The organism is Blastococcus deserti (assembly GCF_042682525.1).
Lineage (GTDB): Bacteria > Actinomycetota > Actinomycetes > Mycobacteriales > Geodermatophilaceae > Blastococcus_B > Blastococcus_B deserti.
Map to the genome: position 1 here is coordinate 1 of NZ_JBHUHP010000017.1, position 22469 is coordinate 22469.

The 22469-nt window shown below is 71.2% G+C and carries 11 protein-coding genes and 3 pseudogenes; 7 read left to right on the forward strand and 7 right to left on the reverse strand.

Annotated elements, in window-relative coordinates:
* Positions 1-114: 114 nt before the first annotated feature.
* Positions 115-246, forward strand: coding sequence for a hypothetical protein (locus ACFSHS_RS17420; RefSeq protein ID WP_376878801.1), 132 nt, complete (start codon positions 115-117; stop codon positions 244-246).
* A 12-nt stretch (positions 247-258) separates the two neighbouring features.
* Positions 259-741: pseudogene (locus ACFSHS_RS17425) on the forward strand (transposase); the annotation flags it as partial.
* Between the two features lie 15 nt (positions 742-756).
* Here ACFSHS_RS17425 and ACFSHS_RS17430 read toward each other — a convergent pair.
* Both ACFSHS_RS17430 and ACFSHS_RS17435 read right to left on the reverse strand, forming a co-directional pair.
* A pseudogene (locus ACFSHS_RS17430) lies at positions 757-1362 on the reverse strand (transposase); the annotation flags it as partial.
* A gap of 115 nt (positions 1363-1477) precedes the next feature.
* A complete protein-coding gene (locus ACFSHS_RS17435; RefSeq protein WP_376878803.1) occupies positions 1478-2353 on the reverse strand; it encodes a PASTA domain-containing protein in 876 nt (291 codons plus the stop codon).
* 583 nt (positions 2354-2936) lie between these two features.
* On the opposite strand from ACFSHS_RS17435, the pseudogene ACFSHS_RS17440 reads away from it, so the two are divergent.
* Positions 2937-4168: pseudogene (locus ACFSHS_RS17440) on the forward strand (IS256 family transposase).
* Positions 4169-4417: 249 nt separating this feature from the next.
* Here ACFSHS_RS17440 and ACFSHS_RS17445 read toward each other — a convergent pair.
* Positions 4418-4648 carry a hypothetical protein gene (locus tag ACFSHS_RS17445; protein ID WP_376878805.1) on the reverse strand — a complete coding sequence of 77 codons (231 nt, stop codon included), beginning with the start codon at positions 4646-4648 and terminating at the stop codon, positions 4418-4420.
* Between the two features lie 84 nt (positions 4649-4732).
* A complete protein-coding gene (locus ACFSHS_RS17450) occupies positions 4733-6547 on the reverse strand; it encodes a phospholipase D-like domain-containing protein (protein WP_376878807.1) in 1815 nt (604 codons plus the stop codon).
* A gap of 130 nt (positions 6548-6677) precedes the next feature.
* On the opposite strand from ACFSHS_RS17450, the gene ACFSHS_RS17455 reads away from it, so the two are divergent.
* Genes ACFSHS_RS17455 through ACFSHS_RS17470 form a run of 4 tightly spaced genes read left to right on the forward strand, consistent with a single transcriptional unit; the run spans position 6678 to position 19278 of the window.
* Positions 6678-10133, forward strand: a complete 3456-nt coding sequence (locus tag ACFSHS_RS17455) for a DUF6603 domain-containing protein (RefSeq protein WP_376878809.1) — start codon at positions 6678-6680, stop codon at positions 10131-10133.
* A complete protein-coding gene (locus ACFSHS_RS17460) occupies positions 10130-12592 on the forward strand; it encodes a hypothetical protein (protein ID WP_376878811.1) in 2463 nt (820 codons plus the stop codon). The genes ACFSHS_RS17455 and ACFSHS_RS17460 overlap by 4 nt, the downstream gene beginning before the upstream one ends.
* The gene (locus ACFSHS_RS17465; RefSeq protein ID WP_376878813.1) at positions 12589-17604 is read left to right on the forward strand and encodes a hypothetical protein; all 5016 of its coding nucleotides are present in this window, start codon (positions 12589-12591) and stop codon (positions 17602-17604) included. The genes ACFSHS_RS17460 and ACFSHS_RS17465 overlap by 4 nt, the downstream gene beginning before the upstream one ends.
* Before the next feature lie 6 nt (positions 17605-17610).
* Positions 17611-19278, forward strand: coding sequence for a hypothetical protein (locus ACFSHS_RS17470; RefSeq protein WP_376878815.1), 1668 nt, complete (start codon positions 17611-17613; stop codon positions 19276-19278).
* A 497-nt stretch (positions 19279-19775) separates the two neighbouring features.
* On the opposite strand, the gene ACFSHS_RS17475 is transcribed toward ACFSHS_RS17470, so the two are convergent.
* The 3 genes from ACFSHS_RS17475 to ACFSHS_RS17485 all read right to left on the reverse strand — a co-directional run bounded on the left by ACFSHS_RS17475 (position 19776) and on the right by ACFSHS_RS17485 (position 22214).
* Positions 19776-20324 carry a hypothetical protein gene (locus ACFSHS_RS17475; protein WP_376878816.1) on the reverse strand — a complete coding sequence of 183 codons (549 nt, stop codon included), beginning with the start codon at positions 20322-20324 and terminating at the stop codon, positions 19776-19778.
* Between the two features lie 394 nt (positions 20325-20718).
* Positions 20719-21768 carry a helix-turn-helix domain containing protein gene (locus ACFSHS_RS17480; RefSeq protein ID WP_376878817.1) on the reverse strand — a complete coding sequence of 350 codons (1050 nt, stop codon included), beginning with the start codon at positions 21766-21768 and terminating at the stop codon, positions 20719-20721.
* Complete coding sequence (locus ACFSHS_RS17485; protein WP_376878819.1) at positions 21765-22214, reverse strand: hypothetical protein; 450 nt, start codon at positions 22212-22214, stop codon at positions 21765-21767. Before ACFSHS_RS17485 ends, ACFSHS_RS17480 begins: the two co-directional genes overlap by 4 nt.
* Positions 22215-22469 lie beyond the last annotated feature (255 nt).

Consider the following 22469-nt stretch of genomic DNA (forward strand, 5'->3'; position numbering starts at 1 on the left):
GGCCTCACCGAGGACGCCCCGGCAGAACCGAGCCTCCGCTGAACCCAGGGCGGTTCAGCTCGCATCGACGCTGGCAACGCGCCTGGTCTGACGACCGACGAGCGGGCCCGGCTGGTGGAGCTGGAGCGGGAGAACCGCGAGCTACGCCGGGCGAACGAGACGCTGTATCAGGCACTGATCGAAGCCGACCTGACAGCGGTGATCGGCGCGGCGCCGCATAAGCGCACCGACGCCCGGACCGCCTAGCGCAACGGCCACCGCAGCCGATCGTTGACCACCACCGCCGGGGATATGGAGCTGCGGATTCCGAAGCTGGACGCGGGCTCGTTCTTGCCCTCGCTGCTGGAGCGCCGGCGGCGGATCGATCAGGCGTTGTTCGCCTTGCTGTTGGAGGCCTGTCTGCACGGAGTCACCACCCGCAAGGTCGACGATCTGGTCCGGGCGTTGGGCGCGGACACCGGTATCTCTTAGGCCGAGGTGTCCCGGTCTGCGCCGAGCCGGACGAAGAGGTCAGTGTTTTCCGGGACCGCTCGCTCGCCGAGCAGGCCTTTCCGTACGTGTTTCTCGACGCGAACTACTGCGAGGGCGCAGGCCAACCGACGGGAGGTCTCCCAGGCGGTGGTGATCGCGACCGGGGTGGTCGCCGACGGGCACCGTGAGGTAGTCGGCTGCGCCGTCGGTGACAGCGAGGACGGCGCGTCTTGGACGGCCTTCCTGGAGCCTGTCAACTTCTCCGTGTAGAGCCGCAGTTGACCTTCAATGGAGGTAGGGCTCGAGGCGGTCGCCGAAGGCGATGAGCAGGGCGGCCATCGCCGGTTTCCAGCCCGGAGTGACCGCTCCCTCGACGAGGTGCGGCGGTGCGGTGGCGCTGGTTGGCCGGCTTGCCGCGCTCCTTTGCGCGTTCGCGGGCACGTCTGTCCTCGATGTCGAGGATGGCCAGCCAGAGCAGCTTGACCACGGCGTCGTCGCTGGGAAAGTGCCCGCGGTTCTTGATGATCTTGCGGCTGGTAGTTCAGTGACTCGATCGCGTTCGTGGTGTCGATGATCTTGCTGACCACGCGGCGAAGGCGAGGAACGGAATGAACCGCTCTCAGGCGTTCTGCTGGGTCACCACCATGGCCGGATAGCGCCGGCGGAGCTCGGAGTCGGCGAACTCCAGCAGTGCGGTCTCCGCGGCGTCGGCGGTCGGCGCGGTGTAGATCCAGCGCAGCGCCGCGGCCACCTTCATGCGATCGCCGTAGGAGACGAACCGGGTGGAGGCCCGGACCAGGTGGACCACGCAGGTCTGCACGGTGGCGTGCGGAAACGTGGTCTCGATCGCCCCGGTCAGCCGGTCAGCCCGTCGCAGCAGACGAAATAGACCGCGACGATGCTGTTCTGGGTTGCGAATTCTACGGGTGACAGCCAGCCCAGGGCGCTGTGCCGGCGGCGTCGGTTTATCCGGTCTCGAGGTGCGCGAACAGCCACGCCGCGAGACTCAGGTCTGAGGCCCATTCTTGCTCGGTAGAGCAAAGGTCACGGTGACCTTCCGGTCCGAGGGCACGGGATCGTCTGCCTTCGGATGCTGATCTACGACTCGCATTTCCGCTCCGGGATTGTCCGGGTCCGGATCAAACTCAAGGTTCGCCCGCGCCAGGCTCGTTTGAGCGTCGCGGGAGGTCATGTCGTGCAGGTCCGGTACCGGACCTGCAAAGGTAACGAAGACCATTGTCTGAGGAACAGCGGATGTGCCGGCGCCTGGTCGCTGGTCAACCACCTGAGCTCTGGGATGCGGAGTAGGTCGATCGGTCTCGAGGCGCAGCACAGAAGCGGCCATAAGTCGGTATACATTCTCCGCGTACATTCCCTTAAGATCTGGAACGGTGGTTGAGGCGGCGGTCGACGCGGTCAAAATGTCCCGACGCGCCTCCTCGGATGACTTTGAGGCGAAGTAGAACGCGACAGCTGCGCCAGTATTGGCGACGAACCCGCCGACTAGGGCGCTGCGCAGCGTGGGGTCGTCTATCCAGAACGAGGCCGCCATGAAGATAACTAGTCCGCCCACGAGGCTGATCGCGATCCAACTGCGGACAAGGGTCTTGTCCTCCTCCCCGGCTTCCGACTGCCGGGTCCTCGCCCTTCGGCGGTTTGTCCTGCTCGTCCCCGACTTGCCCTCGCCCGGGCTGGCAGAACCAGATTCTAATCCCCGGCGGCTTTGCAGCGATTGTCGGCCACGGGTGATGACGTACCCTGCTGCTAGGAGGAAAGCAACCGCTAGACCCAGGAGCCAAATTCGGTCAGCGCCTTGAAGGAAGGTCGCGGAGCCCGGAGCTTCTTCGGCCGCGAGAATCTGGTGAACGATGGCTGAGCCCAAGACGCCCTCCCTCAGCCCTGGGCCCGGCGCCTGCGCGTCGGGATGCGATGCGGAGGAGCAGATTTCTACATGGTGACCGCGTCGTCGTCACGGTGCCGTCACGATCGCGTCACGCAGATTTGCCCTCCTGCCGTGGTACCTCGGCACCGAGTACTGAGTGCCTTCCGGACGGCTGTTGCCGCGTGTCAGGCATGTGCCTGGGCCGATGCAACGGTTTCACGTACGCCGATCCCAGGGGCGCGCAAAGTCTGGCCACCGGATTACCCTGGGCCGCTGCAGCGTTTCAGTCCCCCATCGACGGATACGCGGGGCACGTGCGATCGGGTCGCGATGGAACTCTGCCGGATCCGGCTTGGCACGATGCTGGTCCTTGCAGCGACGCCAGCGCGTCACCGGCAGGCAGTTGACTGACCCAGGACAGTCCCCACGTCAATGTCCGCGAGCCCGTGGGTGACGTCCCTGGACGTGGTGTAGCTGGCCGGAGGCCCTGAGCTCGTCGGCGTGGCGCTGACGTGCGAGGGGCCACCGCGTGGATCTTCTGCGTGAACCCGCCAAGGAACACTCGGAAGAGAAGGGCCACGCGATGGCCCTGGATCAGTCTGCCCTGCTTGAACTCCTCGAGGCGCTCAAGCTCGCCGACGTCGATGATCGGGTCCGTACTGCGACCGAGGCGCTGTATCAGGCGCTGATCGAGGCGGAGCTGACCGCGGTGATCGGCGCCGCGCCGCACGAGCGCACCGAGTTCCGCACCGCCCAGCGCAACGGCTCCCGGCTGCGGACGCTGACCACCACCGCCGGGGATCTGGAGCTGCGGATCCCGAAACTGCGTACCGGCTCGTTCTTCCCCTCGGTGCTGGAGCGCCGGCGGCGGATCGATCAGGCGCTGTTCGCGGTGGTGATGGAGGCCTATCTGCACGGCGTCTCCACGCGCAAGGTCGACGACCTGGTCCGCGCCCTGGGTGCCGACACCGGCATCTCCAAGTCCGAGGTCTCCCGGATCTGCGCCGATCTGGACGAAGAGGTGGCCGCCTTCCGCGACCGATCCCTGGCCGAGCAGGCCTTTCCGCATGTGTTCCTCGACGCGACCTACTGCAAGGCCCGGGTCGACCGCCGGGTGGTCTCCCAGGCGGTGGTGATCGCCACCGGCGTGGCCGCCGACGGGCACCGCGAGGTGCTCGGCTTCGCCGTGGGGGATTCGGAGGACGGCGCGTTCTGGACGGCGTTCCTGCGCTCGCTGAAGGCCCGCGGGCTGGCCGGCACCCAGCTGGTCATCTCCGACGCCCACGCCGGGCTCAAGGCCGCGATCGCCGCCGTGCTGATCGGCGCGGCCTGGCAGCGCTGCCGGGTGCACTTCATGCGCAACCTGCTGGCCCGGGTGCCCCGCGGCAACAGCGAAATGGTCGCCGCCGCGATCCGCACGATCTTCGCCCAGCCCGACGCCGAACACGTGCACTCCCAACTCGACGTGATCGCCGGCATGCTGGGCCGCCAGTTCCCCCAGGTCGAGACCATGCTCCGCGACAGCGCCGAGGACCTGCTGGCCTACACCGACTTCCCGCTCGGCCACTGGAAAAGGTCTGGTCGACCAACCCCCTGGAGCGGCTGAACAAGGAGATCAAGCGGCGCACCGACGTCGTCGGCGTCTTTCCCAACCCCGCAGCCCTGCTCCGGCTCGCCGGCGCGGTGCTGGTCGAGGCGCACGACGAATGGCAGGTCTCCGACCGCCGCTACCTCTCCGAAGGCTCGATGGCCCTGCTCAACCGACCCGACAACTTGACCGAGGAGGTGGCGCAGCCGGCCCTGATGGCGTCATAGTCCAACCCGCAGAAGACCCCGCAGCCGGTCAGAACTACACCACCGGGCGGGACGCCACCAGCCCGTGCTCGGGCGCTGAGTGGAATGGGCCCGCTGGTGGCGGAGGGCGGTTGTGGGCCCAGATCGCGGATGCACGCAGTCGGTTCGCCGTCGACACGCTGTGCTGAACCCTGCAGGATTCGTCTTCCGTCACAGTCTCTGGACCTGGATACTGAACGGCGAAGTGCCGTGCGCCGACGAGGTCCGACGTCAGCCGCGAGGACGTCGTCCACAGCAGGTCTCCCGCCGGAAGTACTCGGCAGCGACCGCGCGGGGGAGGGCGACGATGGAGGTCACCGGCTGCTCGTGAGCCGACTCGGCGCGACCGGGCCACGAGGACCACATGGACCACGTGACGGCGAAGACGCCGGAGTCGTGCAACGCGCAGTCGGAGCCCCTGCCGCGGACGGGCTGGACGGTGACGGCCAGCCGCCCTGTCACGACTTCGGTCCTCCAGCGTCCAGAATTCACGGGTCGGAGCCCGGCCTCACAGGGACTCGTCGCCGCTGCTTTGCAGAACTTCGGTCAGACGAAGGCGTCGTCCTCGACCTCGACTTCCTCCGTCAGACCGGCGTACATGTCGGGGATCAACGGGTGATTCGCTCCCGGGAATCGGCTGTTGTCGTGCGGAATGACAAACCCTTGCCGGTTCCTGGGTGTGGCCGCAGTGCGGTTCGCAGCGGCGATCGCGTTCCAGCGAGGCACCCACGAACCCGCCGGCCATGTGGCGAGCTCGGCCGGATTGCCCAGCAACTCCCGCCAGAGGGCAAGGCGAAGGCCCGCGACCCGCGCCGGATCGTGGAAGGCGACGCAGGCCTCCGTGTCGATCTGGAATGAGCGTGGATTTGCGTTCGCCGAGCCCACGATGGCGAATTGATCATCTATGGCCAGCACCTTACTGTGCAGGTAGATCTGCCGGCTGGGGAAGCCGGGCGGTGTCGGCGACGGCGCGTCGGTGGGTCGCGACCGCTTGCCCCGGCGGGCCCTGGCTACGATCGAGAACGCGCCGAACCGCGCCTGGGCCCCGGGGTTGTTGAGCGCCGCGGTGAGTTCGTCGATGATCCTTGCCTGCATCGCCATGCCGTCCTCGGTGATCTCGTCGGCCTCACCGGTCGCGGTGACCTCCTCGGGAGCGACCGGCACGACGACGATCACCTCCAGCGCGGAGCTGGCGTTCGCCGCCGTGAGCACCCAATCGGCGATCGGCTCGTACCGGAGGTACTGGTTCTCGATGTAGACGTACTTCTCGGCCCGCTCGATCGCGTTGCGATACGACCGTTCCACGTCGTCGCACAACCGGTCGCTGACCGCCAGCCCCGTGCCGGGCCGGGACACCGTCCGCAGCATCTGGACGGATGCAGAGCCCGCGCTCGCTGTTGCCGGCGGGGCATCGGCCAGCGTCCTCGTGGGCACCTGGGTGGACAGCCCGAGTGAGGGCTGTGCGGCGCTCAGCGCGCCTATGCGGGCGTCGAACTGGGCCCGCTCGAGGGTCCACCGCCCGACGAAGCCTCGCGCGAAATCCTGCGCCGCGGCGCCGTCGACCCGGCAGTGCACGTCGTGCCAGCGTCGTACCGCGCTGTCGTGGCGCTGGGTGTCGGCCCGTGGCACGGCGAGGTCCAGTCCGCCGCAGTAAGCGATCTGGGCGTCGATCACCAGGAGCTTCTGGTGGTGGCTGACGGGGAACATGCGCCAGCTCGGCGACGCCTTCACGGTCGGCCTGAGCGTCGCCGATACGTCGATGAAAGGCCAGGTGCCGGGCATCTGCCGCAGCTCCGCCAGGCGGTTTGCCCGCGAGAGGTTCGCGATCCTGCCCACGGTCTCGGTGAGCCGGGGCCGCATCAGACTGTCGATCCCTACGAAAGGCAGGGTGTCGACGATCGTCGGGTGCAGGCTGGCCAGGACGTGCAGGGTCCGCGCCCCGGCGACCCGCTCGACACGCGAGGCCGCTCGCAGGATCGTCTCGTGGGCCAGCCAGGTGCTGCGGTGCAAACCCGGCGCCATGACGGCGTCGAAGTCGGCCAGGATGACACGGACGTCCACGCCGTGCCGGGCGAGCACCTCGAGCAGGTCCACCCACGTTGCGGGCCGGGCATTGATGCCCCGCGACCTCAGCGTGGCCCGCACCCGGGCTGGCGAGATCAGCCGCACTCCGCGGCTGGACGTGCTGCCGAACATCCACGTGGCGAAGAAGACCGACGTCCTTGCCCGGGCCAGCGAGAGCTCCATCGCGGCGAAGGTGTCGTGACCGTCGACGAAGCACTCTACCGTGATCCCGTCCCGACGCGGGCCCAGGAAGACCCCATCACCTCCCCCGCGCTCCGGCAGGAAGAAGTCACCCACAGCCATGCCTGAGTGTCGACCTTCCGTGGCGGGCCGTCGAGGGGGCGACGGCTCGCATCGCTCCGATCGACCTTGTGGCGTGTCTGGCCCGGCTGGGATCCTGGCTCCCCTGTCGTGGACAGGAGCGACGGTGACCGAGGCTCGTACGTTCGTCGACGCCCTGCTGGGCGCCGTGCTCGACGCGATGGCTCCCCTCGAGGACGCACTCGCCGATCCCGTGCTGCTCCAGGCCCTGCTCGAGGAGCTCGGCTGGGTGATCGACCCAGGACCGATCGCCCCGGCGCAACTGCAGGCACGGATCCCGGTGGGAGACCTCCTGACTGCATTCCGCGACACGCTCGATGCGGTGCGCACCGGCAACGCCGACCCGGAGCTGTACGCCGCCCTGGCCACGACCGCGGCCGATCTCTTCGCACTGCTCGCGGCGCTCGGAGATGGGGTGGCGCCCCCGCAGCTGCCCGCACCGCTGTCGGACGACGACTTCTGGGACCGGCTCGCTGCCGACATGGTGGGCTTCCTGATCGTCCGGCACCTGCGCGCTGCCAAGCCGATCCTGTTCGCGGTCCTGCACCTCACTGGGGTGATCGATCGTGCCGCAGCGCCGGCGGGGGAGAACCGGATCGAGGGGCACCGCCGTGTCGTCCTGCGCTGGGACCGGCTGGGCCCGCTGATCGAGGACCCGGGCATGGTCGTCGCGGAGGTCTATGGATGGGGCGGCACGTTCGACTGCGCAGAGCTCCTCGAGCGGTTGCGGATGGCCCTGCGCGCCCTCGGCCTGTGGACGACGGCGGTGGAGTCGGACGGCGACACCATCGCGACGTACTACGGCAGCGCCACCGCGCCCGACGCCCCGGACCGCGAGCTGCGGGTCGTGCTTGCCTCCACAGCGACCGACGAGGGCCTGCACGCCGAGGTCGGCCTGTCGGTGCTCGGGATTCCGGCGCAGAACGGAGTCGCGGGGCCGCCCGCGGGCCTGCTGGTCTCCCTGTATGTGGAAGGGGAGGCCACGGCGGCGATCGAGCTGACCGACAACATCACCGCAACGCTCGAGGGCGTCGTCGACGCCGACCGGCTCGTCGGGGTGGAGTTGCGGCCCGACGGCGTCGGATTCGCCGACACCGCCGCGGTCGAGGCCCGCGCCGGGATCCGGCTCGAGTTCCTGCCTCCGGAGCCGGCCCTGATGCTTGGTGGGCGGGAGGGCACGAGGGCCGAGGTCGGCAGTGTCCTGATCGGTCTCGGCGGTGAGGGCGGCACCGGCGGCTTCGACGTGTCGCTGCGTGGCGAGCTCTCCGGCCTGCGGGTCGTTGTCGCGCTGGCCGACGCCGACGCGTTCGTGGGCGGCCTGCTGGGCAGCGGCGAGCTGAGCCTGGCCGCCGACCTCACGGTGATCTGGTCCCGGCGCGATGGCTTGCACGTCGGCGGGCAGGCCGCGCTGCGGTTCACGCTGCCGCTCACGCTGGTGCTCGGGCCCGTGACCGTGCAGCGGCTGGAGCTGGAGGCCGCAGTCCGGGGATCCGGGCTGGCCGTGTCCGCTGCCCTGACCGCGGCCGGCAGGCTCGGCCCGCTGGCGGTCACGGTCGACGGGATCGGCGCCGAACTCAGGTTAGCGCCCGGTCCGGCCGGCGTCGCAGGGCTCTCGCCCTCGCTCGCGTTCCGGCCGCCGAGGGGCGCCGGGCTGGTGATCGAGGGCCCGACCGTCTCCGGCGGCGGCTTCCTGCTCTTCGACGAGGTGCGACAGGAGTACGCCGGCATCCTGCAGCTGAGGTTCGCCGGACTGGGCCTCTCGGCCATCGGTCTGATCACCACCCAGCCCGGCGAGTTCTCCCTGCTCGTGATCATCTCGGTGGAGTTCTCGCCGATCCAGCTCGGCTACGGGTTCACCCTCAACGGAGTGGGTGGCCTCCTGGCGCTCAATCGGACGATCGACGTGCGGGCCATCCAGGAGGGGCTCGCGCACGGCGCCCTGGACGCGTTCCTGTTCCCGCCCGATCCGGTGGGCAACGCGGCGCAGCTGATCGCGGACCTGAACCGCTACTTCCCGTCCGCGCAGGGGCAGTTCGTCTTCGGGCCGTCCGTGGTGCTCGGCTGGGGCACGCCGACTCTGCTGACCATCACCCTCGGTGTGCTCCTCGAGCTGCCCTCCCCATTGCGGGTCCTGCTCGCTGGACGGCTGAGGATGGTGCTGCCCGACGAGGCCAGCGGCATCGTGCGGATCACCGTCGACCTGCTCGGCAACCTCGACCTGACGAACGGCAAGCTGGAGATCGACGCCGGGCTGCGCGACTCCCAGGTGGCCGGCTTCGCGATCGCCGGGGACATGGCGATGCGGGCAAGCTGGGGCCGCGAGCCCGGATTCCTGCTCGCCGCGGGCGGCTTCAACCCGCGCTACCGGCCGCCGGGCTCGGTCCGCAAGCTCGAGCGGCTCTCGATCGCACTGGGCACGAGCGAGAACCCGCGGCTGCGGCTGGAGGCCTACCTCGCGGTCACGTCGAACACGGTGCAATTCGGGGCGCGCCTGGACCTCCACGCCGCCGCCGACCTCGGCATCGGCACATTTTCGCTCGCGGCCACCGTCGGGTTCGACGCCCTGATCCAATTCTCGCCGCTCTCATTCGTCGTAGACATCTACGCCGGCATCGTGCTCAAGTGGAACGACGCCCCGTTCCTCGGCGTGTGGCTGCAGGCGACGCTCTCCGGACCGCAGCCGTGGCGGGCCTGCGGCGAGGCGACGTTCAGCTTCCTCGGCACTCACAGCGTGGGGTTCGAGGTGACGGTCGGGGACGAGCCGCCCCCGCAGCCGCCCGTTCTGGTCAACGTGCTCGACCGCCTCCGCGAGGCGCTGCTCGACCCGCGCAACTGGGAGGCGCAGCACCCTGCGGACAGCAGGCGCACGATCGTCATGCTTCGCCAGCCCGCGGTGAACGGACCGCGGCTGGTGGTCCACCCACTGGGGTCCCTCACCGTTCGGCAGCAGGTCGTACCGCTGAGCACAGAGATTACGCGCTTCGGTGCCGGCCGGCCGGACGCCGGCCGGTTCGAATTCGCGCTGCGCGCGCCGGACGGCTCCACCCGCAATCCCGACGTCGTCGTGGAGGCCCGGTTCGCCCGCGCCCAGTTCTTCGACGTGAGCGACGACGAGAAGCTGATCGCACCCGCGTTCGACCCCATGCCCTGCGGTGGCACGTTCGGCGGCGAGGACATACGCGTGCCGGCCACCGGAATCCAGGACTACGGCGGGATCGCTTACGAGGAGCGGGTGCTCGACGTCGACGACGCACCGGGAGCCGGAACGCCGGCGCCGCGGCCGCTGGCTGAGCCGGACCTCGCCCGGCTCACGCTCGCCGGCGCGGCCGCCCGCAACGGTGCAGCCGGCACCCGGGACGCACTCTTGCTCGGAGAGCCCGTGGAGATCACCACCCGACCGGCGGAGTACCGCGTGGTCGACCTGGGCGGGATGGCACCGGTCGACGACGGTCCGCTCGCCGCCTTCGGCTCGGCCACCGCGCTGCTCCGGCGCCGGGTGGCCGCCCGTCCCGAGCTCGCCGAGGGTCTCGCGGTGGTGCTCGCCCATGAGGTGGCGCCGTGAGTTACACGTTCCTGCCCTGGCTCCGTGACGGCATCGCCTCCGATGTCATCGACGTCGCGGGTGACAGGGCGGCCCCGCATCTGGACCTCGTGGTCAACGGCGTGCCGATCACCCCGGAGCTCCCTGTGCGCCTCCTAGGGCCCGGCGAGGTCACTGGCATCGCACCAGAACAGGTCATCCGCACCGATCCGGTCGACGGGGCCACCGCGGTCCCCCCGAACTACTTCCCGCTGGTGGAGTTCGACGAGCCCGCGCTGCCGTGGCTGTTCTCCCCAGGCGAACCCGACCAGGGGCGGCGGCTGCGCCCGTGGGTGGTCCTCGTCGTCGTACGCCGCCAGCCGGGGGTCACGCTCGAGACGGACCCGCAGCTGCGGGTCTCGGTTCTCACGATCGCCGCACCCGCCGTGCCGTCCCGGGAGTTGCCCGACCTGGCCGAGTCGTGGGCGTGGGCGCATGTGCAGGTCACCGGCTCGGCACCCGGCGGCGCGTTGCGTCAGGTGCTGGCCACGGAGCCCCGGCGGAGCCTCGCCCGTCTGCTCTGCCCCCGGCGGCTGGACCGGTTGACCGCCTACGTGGCCTGCGTGGTGCCGGCGCACGCAGGCGGCCGCGCCGCCGGGCTCGGCGAGCCGGAGGCCGCCGACCCGCACGCCGACGCGTGGACGGGCGCTGACGCTCTGGTGCGGCTGCCCGTGTACCACCACTGGGAGTTCGTCACCGGCGAAGCCGGTGACTTCGAGGCGCTCGCGGCGCGGCTGTCCGGGTCGGCAACCATCCCGCCCGGTGTGGGAACCCGCGTCCTGGATCTGACCGGCTCGGGCATCCCGGTGCCACCGGGCGTGCCGGGTACCCTCGCGTTCGAGGGCGCCTTGCGGCCGGTCGGCGCGCCGGCAGGCGCCGGCCCGGTGTGGTTCGGCACCGCGCTGGCCGCGCTGCTGCGTCAGGCGGATGCCCGGACGCTGGTGCCGCCCACCTACGGCAGCCAGCAGGCCGGGTCGGCGCTGCCCCCCGCCGGCTGGATGCAGGAGCTCAACGTCGACCCCCGGCACCGCGCGGCCGCCGGACTTGGGGTCCAGTTCGTCCGCGACGAGCAGGAGCGGCTGGTCGAGTTGGCCTGGAAACAGGTCGGCGAGCTCGACGACACCAACCGCTTCCTGGCGAGGAGCCAGCTCGGGGACGCCGTGGCGCAGGCGGTGTGGCAGAACCGGTTCACGGCGCTGGCCGTCGCCGATGCCGCCGCGCTGCTGCAGACCGCTGCGGTGGCCAGACTGCCCGGGGGCGATCTCGTGTCGCGGGCCCGGGCGGACACCGGCGTCCCCGAGGCCGTGCTCTCGGCGGCCTACCGCCGGCTGACCCGGCCGCGGGGGCCCCTCGCCCGCCGATCCGGCATGCCGATGAGCGGGGCCTCGGGCTTGGTCCAGCCGGGCGGCATCGAGATGACCCAGGTGATGAGCGAGCTCGACCCCGCCATCACCCGCCGTGCCCGCCTCGCCGCCCTGATCGTCGCCCCGCCCGAGATGGGCCTGATGAGCCGGCCCGACCCCGCCGCACCGGTGATCCGCCCGCCCCTGTTCACCGCCCCGCTGGTCACCGAGCTGCTGCGGATGTCGGCCGAGCACGTTCTGCCGGGGGCCGAGCACATCCCCGCCGACACGGTTCTCGTGCTTGAGCCGAATCGCCGGTTCGTGGCCGCGTTCCTGGCCGGCGCGAACCACGAGCTCAGCCGCGAGTTGCTCTGGAGGGAGTTCCCCACGGACCTGACCGCGACCTATTTCCCCGTCTTCTGGGACCGCCGCGGCCATCTCCCACCCGATGCCGACCCGCAGCGGGACATCAGGCCGATCGCGCAATGGGCTCCCGCCGACCCGCTCGGCGCCGGCGTGCTCGACGGGGGCAACGGGATCGTCCTCGTTGTGCGTGGCGAGCTGCTGCGCCGCTACCCTCGCGCAGACGTCCTCGCCGTACGGGCCGTATGGGACGGCAACCGGCGCGTGCTCGCCGACGAGGGCCTCGCCGGCAGTCGCGAGCTGCCGCTGTTCAGTGGGTTCCTCGAGCCCGACACCACCTTCTTCGGGTTCCGGCTCAGCGCCGCCGAGATACGGGGTGACCTCGACGGCCTGGGGTGGTTCCTCGTGCTGCAGGAGCAACCGACCGAGCCGCGCTTCGGCCTGGACGAGGTGAGCTCCGACCAGTTCGCCGAGCCGCCCCCGCAGCCGCGGCCGGACGGGACGTCGGCGCCCGCGCTGCCGTCTGCCCGACTCGGGTGGGGGCACGTCACGAGCGAGCAGGGGCTCGCCACGCTGACCCACGTCCCGGTGGTCGCCGGGCGTCCCGCGGGGTGGTGGTTCCCGGACCGGCCCCGGGTGTCGTGGACCGGCGGGTCGGCCGACTTGGCCGTGCTGACCCTGCAGCGACCGAGCCGGATCGCCTTGCACGGCCGCCGACTGCTGGGGCCACCGTGAGCGGCGAGCTGCTCGCGGAAGAGGCCGCATTCGCCGCGGATGAGCTCGCCCAGGCGCGGGCCGACGCGGCGGCGGCCCAGGCCGCCGTCGACACCGCGGTGGCCTCGGGCGTCGCGACCCCAGCCGAGCTCGAGGAGCTGCGCCGCCGCGCGGTCGACGCCGACGCGGTGGCGGCGACGTTCGAGGAACGTACCGCCCGCGTCACGGCCGCCCGTACCGCGCTGGACCGCGACCCGCCCGACGTGCGTGAGCTCGCCGACACGGTCGGATGGCTGTTCGGCGAGGCCCAGCGGATGCGTCGCCGGGGAGTCGAACCCCAGCGCGCCGCCCTTCTCACGGCCATCGCCAACGGGGAACTGGACCGGCTGCTCGGCGGCCCCGACGGCTCCTGGCCACTCGCGCTGCTACCGGTGCGCCTCGAGACCCGCTTCGACGACGCCGGGACGTTGCTTGTGCGCGTCTACCCCGACCCGCACGTCGACACGTTCGAACGCGGGCTGACCAGCGATGAGGCCGCCTGGGGTGACAACTATTGGAACGCCGGCGCGGGAGAGACGGCGTGGGCGCAGCTGGCGGACCGATACGGCCCGCGCCGGGCGGCCTGGATCGCCCGAGAGACGGAGCCCGGGCGGCCCGGCCGGACAAGCCGGCAGGGGGTCTGGACCCGGGCCGCCCAGGCGGCCGCGCTTCCGGACCTGTGGATCGGGCTCGGCTGGCGCGACGGCGTCCGGGTGGTGAGTGGGGTGGGTCGGCCCGTCGCCGAGCCGCTCGCGACGGGTCCGGCACCTGGAGCGGAGAGGCCGCAGCCGCCGCGCGACGTCCCCCTCGAGCAGGCCCCGGTGGCGGTGGTCGACCCGGGTATGCGCTGGATGGTGGACTTCGAGGTGGCCGAGCAGGCCGGGATGGGGCTGCGCCTGGAGCTCGGGCCGGACGCCGCGCTCGGACTGGACCGGCTGCTCGTCCTTGGCGTGCGAGCCTCGGCGCCGCCCTCAGCCGGGACTGATCAGCTCACCGCGCTGCTGGAGAGTCACCACTACACCGACGGGCTGGCGCTGGTGCCGCCCGGCACGGCGACGACCACCGTCGGGCGGACGCGCCGTTCCGGCTGGTCACGGACTCCGGCCCCGACGCACGCCGACAGCTTCGCCACCGAGCGGGGGAACCCGCTGTGCTCCGCGGGTGACGGTAGCGACGGGGACGTCCTGGCCGCCGCCCTCGGCCTCGACACCGAGGTGTTCGCCCACACCGAGCACGCCGGCGGCCGGTCCGACATCGCCGCCGGGGCGATGAACACGGTGCTGTGGCCGGTGACCTGGGGCTACCTGCTTCAGAACCTGGTCGAGCCTCCCCCGGATCCCGCCCTGGTGGGCTGGGCCCATCAGCTGTTCGTCGACCGGGTCCGTGCTCCCGGCCCGGTGCGGGCGATCCGGATCGGCAACCAGCCGTACGGGGTGCTGCCTTGCCTCGCCCGCAACCGCTGGATGCCCGGCCCGGACGCGACCCTCGGGCACGAGCAGCTGTACAACGCCCTGGCTGCGCTGCAGGTGCTCTGGGCCGCCGCAGAGGCGGCAGTCGACCCCGCCCAGCTCAGCGTCGAGCGGCTCCTGGCCCAAACCCCGGTGTCGGCGCAGGTCGAGGCCCAGGGCGTGTTCGGGACCGGATGGGCGGACGCCGCTCTGTGGTTCATGGGCATCTTCCGCCACCCCCTGCACGTCGAGCTGAGCCGCCAGCGCGCTCGGGAGGCGGCTGCCGAGGCCGCGCTCGTGAACGTCGCGGATGGACACCGGCTCACCGACACGTTCCAGCTCGGCGACCGCTGGCCACTTACCCTCCCGCTCGTGCAAGAGAATCTGGTGGCCGAGCGTCTCGACCCGAACTACCTCGACGAGCTGGCTGCCGCGCCGCTCAACCCGCCGGCCGTCCCCGCTACCCTGCTCGGACGGCTGATCCGGCACGCCCTCGTCCTCGCGGCCGCGCCAGGTTCACCGGTCTCGCCGGAGTCGCTCGTCCCCGCGATCCGGCACCTCGCCGGGCTGCCACCGCGAACCCTGACCCGGCTCGTCCGAGAGACGCTGGACCTGGCCGGGCACCGCCTGGACGCGTGGGCGACGGCGCTGGCGACAGACCGGCTCGCAGAGGTTCGGAGGCTGCCGGGCCACGCGAAGGGGCTGTTGCTTGGAGGCTGGGGATACGTCGAGGACCTCCGCCCGCGTACCACCTCGTCGTCGGACGGCTGGCTGCACGCGCCGTCGGTGGGGCAGGCTGCCGCGGCCGCGGTGCTGCGAAGCGGCTACCTGTCCCGGGGCGGCGGCCGGGCCGTCGCGATCGACCTCGGCGCGGACCGGGTACGGCTGGCCACCTACCTGCTCGACGGCGTCCGTCGGGGTCAGGCGTTGGGGGTCCTGCTTGGTTACCGGCTCGAGCGAGCGCTGCACGAGGTCGAGATCGAGACCGGTGCCGGTCGTCTCAGCCTGGGTGGCTGCGTCGGGCCGCTGCGTGAGTTCGCTCCGTTGGAGGGCCGCACCCGGTCACTCATCGACGGACTGACCCTGGCCCGCACGCCGCCGGAGACGCTCCCGTTCGCCGAGCTTTTGCGCAATCTCCCGGCCGACCCCGGCGTCCGGGATCGGGCACGGGAGGCTCTCAGCGTTGCCGTGCGCGACCTCGCCGCCGCGCTCGACGCGGTGGACGACGCCGTGCTCGCAGAGAGCGTCTACCAGCTGGTGCAGGGCAACCTCGGCCGCGCCGGAGCCACGCTGGACGGCATCCTCGGCGGCGACGAGATGCCTCCGGAGCTGGAGTTCACCCGCACGCCGCGCACCGGTACCGGCTGCACCCACCGTGTCGTGGTGGTCATGGATCCGGCGGCCCCCGCGCCCGCCGGCTGGACCCGGACTCCGCGGGCGGCGGCGGACCCCGTCCTGGACGCCTGGGTCGGACGGCTGCTGGGGCCGGCGGACCGGCTGGTCTGCGGAGTCACGGCCCGGGACGCCGACGGTGCCGTGGTGCCCGCGCCCGATGGCGCACCCACGCACCGGGTCAAGGTCGTGGATCTGCGGCTAGCACCGCTGGACGTGGTCCACCTGAGCACTCACGTCGCCGAGCTGGAGGCCCTCCTGGCCGTGCACCTGCACGACACGTTCGAGGCGATCCGTGCGGCGACACTGAACCACGACGCCGACGTTTCCGCGGACGAGCTGCCCGGCGCGCTGTTCTTGGAGGTCGCCAGGGCGGCCGGCGAGCTCGCCGCCCGCGGCCGGGCCCTCGACGGTCACGACCTCGCCCAGCCCGGGACGGCGGCCGGCACCGTCGACCACGCCGAGCTCACCGCTCGGGCCGACGCCGCGGTCGCCGAGCTGGCGGGCGTGGCATCGGCGATCGACGACCGCCGACCGGGCGAGCTGTCCGCGGCCGAGGCGCCGGCCCTGCGGACCGCGCTGCGGGCCGCCGCCGCGTTCGGGGTGCCCAACGCCGTGCCCCCGCCGGGACCGATCGATGCGCGGACCCTCACCGACCTCGCTGCGCTGGCACGGACTGTCCGCTCGGAGATCGGCAGGCGGCTGGCCGAGGCCGACCGGCAGGCGTCCGATCCCTCAGTCGGTACGGACCCCACCCGTGCCGCCGTGGCGCGGCTCGTGGCGGTGCTCGGCGGAGAGATCCCGGTGCTGCCGCGCTTCACGGCGGACCGGGCAGCCCTGACCGCTGCCTTCGACCGCACCATCGCCGAGGACGGCGACCCGGCGAACGAACCGCCCGCATGGCTGGCCCGAGTCGCCCGGGTCCGGCCGGCGCTGGCCGCCCTGGAGACGGTCGCGGCGTACGTGCAGGCCCTGGGCACGCTCGCGCCACTCGATCTGGAGGTGGGGCAGCTGCCCGTGGACCCCGGGGGTGCGACGCAGCGCTGGGCGGGGCTGCGCACCGATGGGGCAGCTCTGCCCGCCGGGAGGCTGGCCCTGCTGGCGGCTGGCGGCTGGCCGCGCACGGGCACCGCGCTGGCCGGCCTGCTGGTGGATGAGGTCATCGAGGTCGTTCCAGGCAGCCGTGAGACCACCGCAGTGACGTTCCACTACGACTCGCCGGACGCGGTCTCGCCGCAGGTGGTGCTGCTCGGCGTGCCGCCCGACGTGGCCCAGGCCACGTGGACTGTGGACGCCGTGGCCGACACCGTCCTCGACACGATGCAGTTGGCCCGGCTGCGTGGGGTCGACCCCACCTTGTCCGGCGTGCCGGATGCCGGAGGCGTGCCCCGGTCCGTGCTGGACGTTCTGGGGCAAGCGCTGCCCGCGGTTTTCGTCGGGAACGACGTGCCGGGTGAGCCCGCTGTCCCGGCCACCGGGCTCGCGGCGCTGCCCGCCGACTTCGGGCAGGTCACCACAGCGCCGTACCCGATGATCGCGTCGCTGGTGGCCGACCGCCCCCCATTCCGCGGGCGGCTGGTCTCCGTCACCTTCACCGGCCAAGGCTTCGCGCCGACGCCGCTGCCGCCCGGTGCCGAGTGGGCCACGACGGTCCGGTCGGAAGGTGTGGGCGTCTTCCGGGAGGGGCCGTTGCAGAACGTTTCCGACTCCCAGGTGACCGCGGGCGTGCGGATCCGGCCGGATGCGCCGCCTGGCCCGTGCGTCCTCGCGCTGAGCAACCCGATGGGAACGGTGCGGGCGTCGTTCGACGTGCTCCAGCACCGGGTCGACGGCATCAGCCCCGGCACCGTGGACCGGGGTGAGGATGACAGCACCGTGACGGCCGTCGTGACCGGAGCCGGACTCGCCGGCGGATCGGTGAGCGTCTCCTGGCGCGGCGGCGCCCCGACGCCGTTCCTCAGCGCCTCCGTCATCCAGTCCGCGGAGAACCAGCTGACCGTCCAGCTCCGGGTGACCGGAGTCGGCCCGCCGCCCGACCCGAACAACCCCCTCGCGCAGATCCGCGAGGAGCAGGCGAGGGTGACCGTGCAGACCCCCGAGGGCGTCGTCGTCACCGGTGCGCCCTTCGTCCTCCGCCAACTCGTCTGGGTGTGACCGCCGATGCCCGTCGTTCCCGCTCAGCCCAGCTGGACCCGACTCGTACCGTCGCCCCTCGACCCGACCCTGGTCCAGGGCCTGGCCGCTGAAGTCCACGACCCGCTCTGGATGCTGACCCGGCAGCTGCAGTTCGGTGAGCTGCTGGCAAGCGATGCCGGGTCACCGGTGTGGGTCGGACTGACCGGCGAGGGGGCCCGGCTGTCCCGGTACCTGCCTCGGCTGCCCGACGGCAGTCCGGGAGAACCCTACGACCCCGGGATGCCCCTGGAGTGCCACGTCGAGGCCGAGCCCATCGGCGACGACCCGCTGCGCTTCGCCGCGCTGGCCGGCCTTCGCTTCCTCCGACTGCTCGAGCAGGAAGGTGCCGGAGACCTGGCCGATGCCTACCGGCGGGAGTACCCGCTGAATGCCGCGCGACCCCGTTCGGCGGCCACCCGCCCGTTTCTGGCCGTCGCGGCCCGCGGCGTCCCCGACGGTGTGGCGCTGGCCGCGGCGATCACCGCGGCTGGGGACGGCGTGCCGGCGCATCCCCCCGTCAGCGGAGCGGCGGCGCAGGCGGTGGCCCGCGCCGTGCCCGCCTACCTGTCCTGGTACCGGGCGCTGGCCGGCCCGAGCACGCCGTCCGCGTGGCGTCCCGAGCGACTCGAATACCAGCTGAGCGTGGGCGGGCCGCTGGGGTCGGGGGAGGCGGTGTTCACGGCTCGGGAGTACGACGAGGGCAGGCTGGACTGGAGCTCGTTCGACCTCGCCGCCGACCAGGCCACGCTCGGCGCGGCCCAGGACGCCACGAAGATTGAGCTGCGCAGCGCCGGGCTGCCCACACCCGTCACCTTCCGCGGCCAGCCGGCGGCGCGGTTCTGGGAGTTCGAGGACACGTCCTTCGACCTCGGTGACGTGTCTGCGGCCGGCGACGAGCTCAGCAAGATGCTGTTCGTGGAGTTTGCTCTTGTGTTCGGCAACGACCACTTCGTGGTGCCCCTCGACGTGGACGTCGGGTCCTGCTGCGCCATCGATACCCTCCGCGTGGTTGACACGTTCGGGAGGGTGACCCCCGTTCCCCACGTCGCGCGCGCCGACGCCGACGCCGGCCGCAGCGGCACCTTCCGGCTCTTCGAGACCGGTCCCGGCGACCGCCGGTCCACGGTGCTGCTGCTCCCGCCGGTCGTCGTCCAGACCCTCGACGGGCCCTCGGTCGAGGACGTCCGGCTGCTCAGGGACGAAGGTGCCAACCTGGCGTGGGCCGTCGAAGCCCTCGTGTCGCCGACCGACGGCTACCCGGTCGAACCGTCCACCTCCACAGCGGCCGAGCCCGGCCGGTCGCCGACGCCCGGGGCGCCGTGGCGCTACAGACTGCGCACGCCGGTACCGGACAACTGGTTCCCGCTGCTGCCGATCGTCGACCGTCCGGGATCTGTGCACCTGGAGCTCGGCTCGGTGCCTCCACTCGGCGGGGGACCCGCCCCGGCGCCGATGGGGCGCATCGTGTCTGAGCTAGCCGGCGTCGCGGTGCCGGAGGAGGAGCTGACCCGGTCGCCGACGAGTGTCGTGCGGACTTGGCAGTACGCCCGCTGGATCGACGGGACCCAGCACCTGTGGATCGGACGTTCGCGACGGCCCGTCTCCCCGCATGCGACCGGTGACACCGGGCTGCGGTTCGACTCGATCGACTGAGACGACTCCCGAGCTTGTCGGGTGGGGCGATTCCGCCACCGCGAGCTGGGCAGAATCTCCCGACGAGCCGTTGGCGGTGAAGGTAGAAGAGATCACCCTCGAGCATCCGGCTCGGCACGGCCTCGAACTCATCGCGTGATCAGTTGGACTCACACGGGTGAGGTCAACACTGGCGCCAGCTGGCCATATAGGCCCGCTCTGCGGGACTCCTTCATGACCCAGGCAGCGGAAGCCGGGGTCCTTAAAGGGTTCAACGGCTCCTCCCGGAGCTTTCTCCTGGCTCTCCAGAAGGCGTGACAGGCGGAGGCCCGACTGCTCGACGGTGCTGGTCACGCCACGGTGGTAGATCACGTACCCGAAAGCCATGCCTGACTGTCAGAATGCCTATAGCGCCAGCCCGATCATCGGCATGAGGGCGCGGTGCGCCTCCGAGGCCATCGGTCCGGAAATGGAACACCCCTACTAAGAGTGGCTCACTCGCCTCGCCTTCCGCGGGATCAGCCGCCGCTTCGCAGCTTCGTGGCCAAGCGCTCCGCGGATTCAATCCACGGGTTGACAATTTGGAAACGCCAAAGAGTGCCTTCGTCCGCTCGGCGGATTCGGAGTTTCGCCTCCGTACCAGCCCGATACTTCTTGAAGTGTTCCAAGGTGAGAACCGAGCGCGGTACCGCCCAGCCAAACTCAGGGAGCGGTCGCTGTGCCTGGGACTTGAATACATCTTTGGCGCCCGCAGTCTGCCTCAACAAGATCAGGCGCTGCCTGGTGAGCGCCAGATAGGCCAGCGGAGTACGGGTCCCAAGAACAACCATCCCTGCTACTCCGAGCAGGCCCTTCTTACCGAGGTACCCCTGCAAGTACTCGTCACCACCCGTGGGAACTTCTATCCCGAAGGTGTCTACGTCCACTACCTCTCCTGCCGACAGCGTCTGATCCATCAGAGGCTGGAATCTCGAGCGGATTTCTCTCCTTTCCTCCTCCTGACCCGTCTCGTTCGTTCGCCAGGTCTGGTATCTCTGCCACAGAGTTGGCTGATTGCCGCTCGTCATGGGACCCGACCTCCAGACATCCTCGATCGCGAGTCAGACCAAGGGCATATCCATGCTAGGTGTCTTACGGCTTGACATGTAGGGCCTTTTCGACACGATGGCGGGCGCGCCCGCGTTCGACCCAGCCGCCTGTCCCGCGCCGGGTCTGATGGAGGCCCTCATCTCTCGGAAGAACGACAAGAGTCATGGCGACGCCGCGAACCGCTTGAACGCATGCGGTGTCGCGGGACCCTTAGGAACGCGGTCCCGCGACATCGCGGTGGAGCGGGTGACGGGAATCGAACCCGCACAGTCATCTTGGAAGGCTGGAGATCGCCGTCGCCGATGCCAGCCTCGGACTCGGCCAACCGGTCGGTCGCCAAGGTGAAGGGTCGGCCTGCCCGCACGCACGAGGTCATGCTGCGCCGAAGGATGCGCGCCGGCGGGAGACGGTGCGTTTGGTGGTGCCGAGCTGGGCGGCGATGTCTCGGATGGAGCTACCGCGGGCGGTGAGACGGCGGACGACTTCCTGTTGTTCGACTGTGGTGAGGTCGTGGTAGGTGATGTGATCGCCGGCAAAGGCGCGTTCCACGGCGATCTCGTCGAGGTCGTTTCGCTGGGAGGCGCCGGCGATCGCTGGCGGCAGGGTGTCGGTGTCGATGTCGTCCCAGGCCAGCGGTGGCAGCCAACCCCGCGCCGCCGCGTGCGCTCGAGCGGCGTCTGCGGCGGCACATTGCTCGCCGGTCATGCGTGGTGGTCGGCTGTTCCACAGCCGCTCGTAGAGGGTCGCGACCTCGTGGGCGGTCCGGGCGGTGACCGATTGGCTGGTCATGCTGCGGCGCAGGCTGGTCGGGCGGCGGCCGAGCTGGGCTGCCAGTAGCTCGGTCGGCCAGCCGATGGCGACGAGGGCTTGCAGGCGTCGGCGGGTGCCGGTGGCGTCGACGCGACTGTGCGGCGCCCGGTTGAGATCGTCGATACCAATGCTGAGCACGCGGGTGGCCGTGCTGGGGCGGACCTTCTGCGTTCCGGGGGAGTCGCCGCGGCCGTGCTGGGCCAGCGCGCGGATGTGGCTGACCGAGATGCCGGCAAGTTGCGCGATGCGCTCGACGCCGATTCCGGCCGCGCGTAGCGCGGCGATGTGCTGGCGGACGGGGCCGGCGTCGACGTACGGCTGCCAGCGGCCGTAGATCCGTTCTCGGCTGGCGGCGGTGTTGGCGGCGGTGCAGTCGGTGCAGCGGCAGCGGTCCTTGACGTAGGCAGCACGGGTTCCGTGCCGGTGGCGCGCCTGCAGATGGGAGCACTCGCGCGTCGCTCGCGCCTGGAGTCGCTCGGCGCCGCGAGCGGCTTGCTCGCGGCCGCGCCGGGACTTGGCGCAGGAGTGCCGGGAACGGTGGACGTCGGCAAGTGGGACGCTGGCGTCGTCGGCGGTGTCGCCGCAGGACCGGCAGGCGCGGCTGACCCTCATCGCGGCCTCGACGGCCGCGAAGGCCCCGACTTCCCGGTGGCGTGGAGGGTGCGGCCGGGGACGCCGGCTCGGTGCAGTCTGTCGTCGATCCAGTCGGTGCGGACGGTGCCGGCATCTCCGACGTGTTCGTCGAAGGCCATGGCGGTGAACTGGGCGGCGACTGCCGACCATTCGTCGTCGGACAGCGGCCGCTCCAGATGGGCCTCGACGGTGAGCCGGTCGACGTAGGCGACGCTCGCTTCCACCAGATCGGCCAGATCAGTCAGCAGCCGGTGGGTGTCCCCGCCGTAGGCGGCGATAAGGGCTTGGAGAGCCCAGGGGCGGACGGTCTGCCCGATCGACGCGATGTCGTCGCTGCCGCCGGTGGCTCCGCTCTCAGCGGGCTCGCCCGATTCCGGGGTGAGCGGCGTGTCGGTGGTCCGTGCTGTCCGGTCCTGCTTCCACATCGGTGGTCCCACCTGCGGCTGTCGCTCTCAGGGGGAGAAGGCGCCATTCCGGGCGGTTTGGTGACACGGTCAACGAATCTTCTTTCGAAACTTCGCCCTAGGCGGTGTGAACCGGTGGTGAACGCCGGCCGTTCGCGGGTGACGTCCCGCTGAGTGGTGGATGTAGTCCTCACCGTGTTGGTCAGCGGTGGGGTGACTTGAACCGCCCTGGGTTCAGCGGAGGCTCGGTTCTGCCGGGGCGTCCTCGGTGAGGCC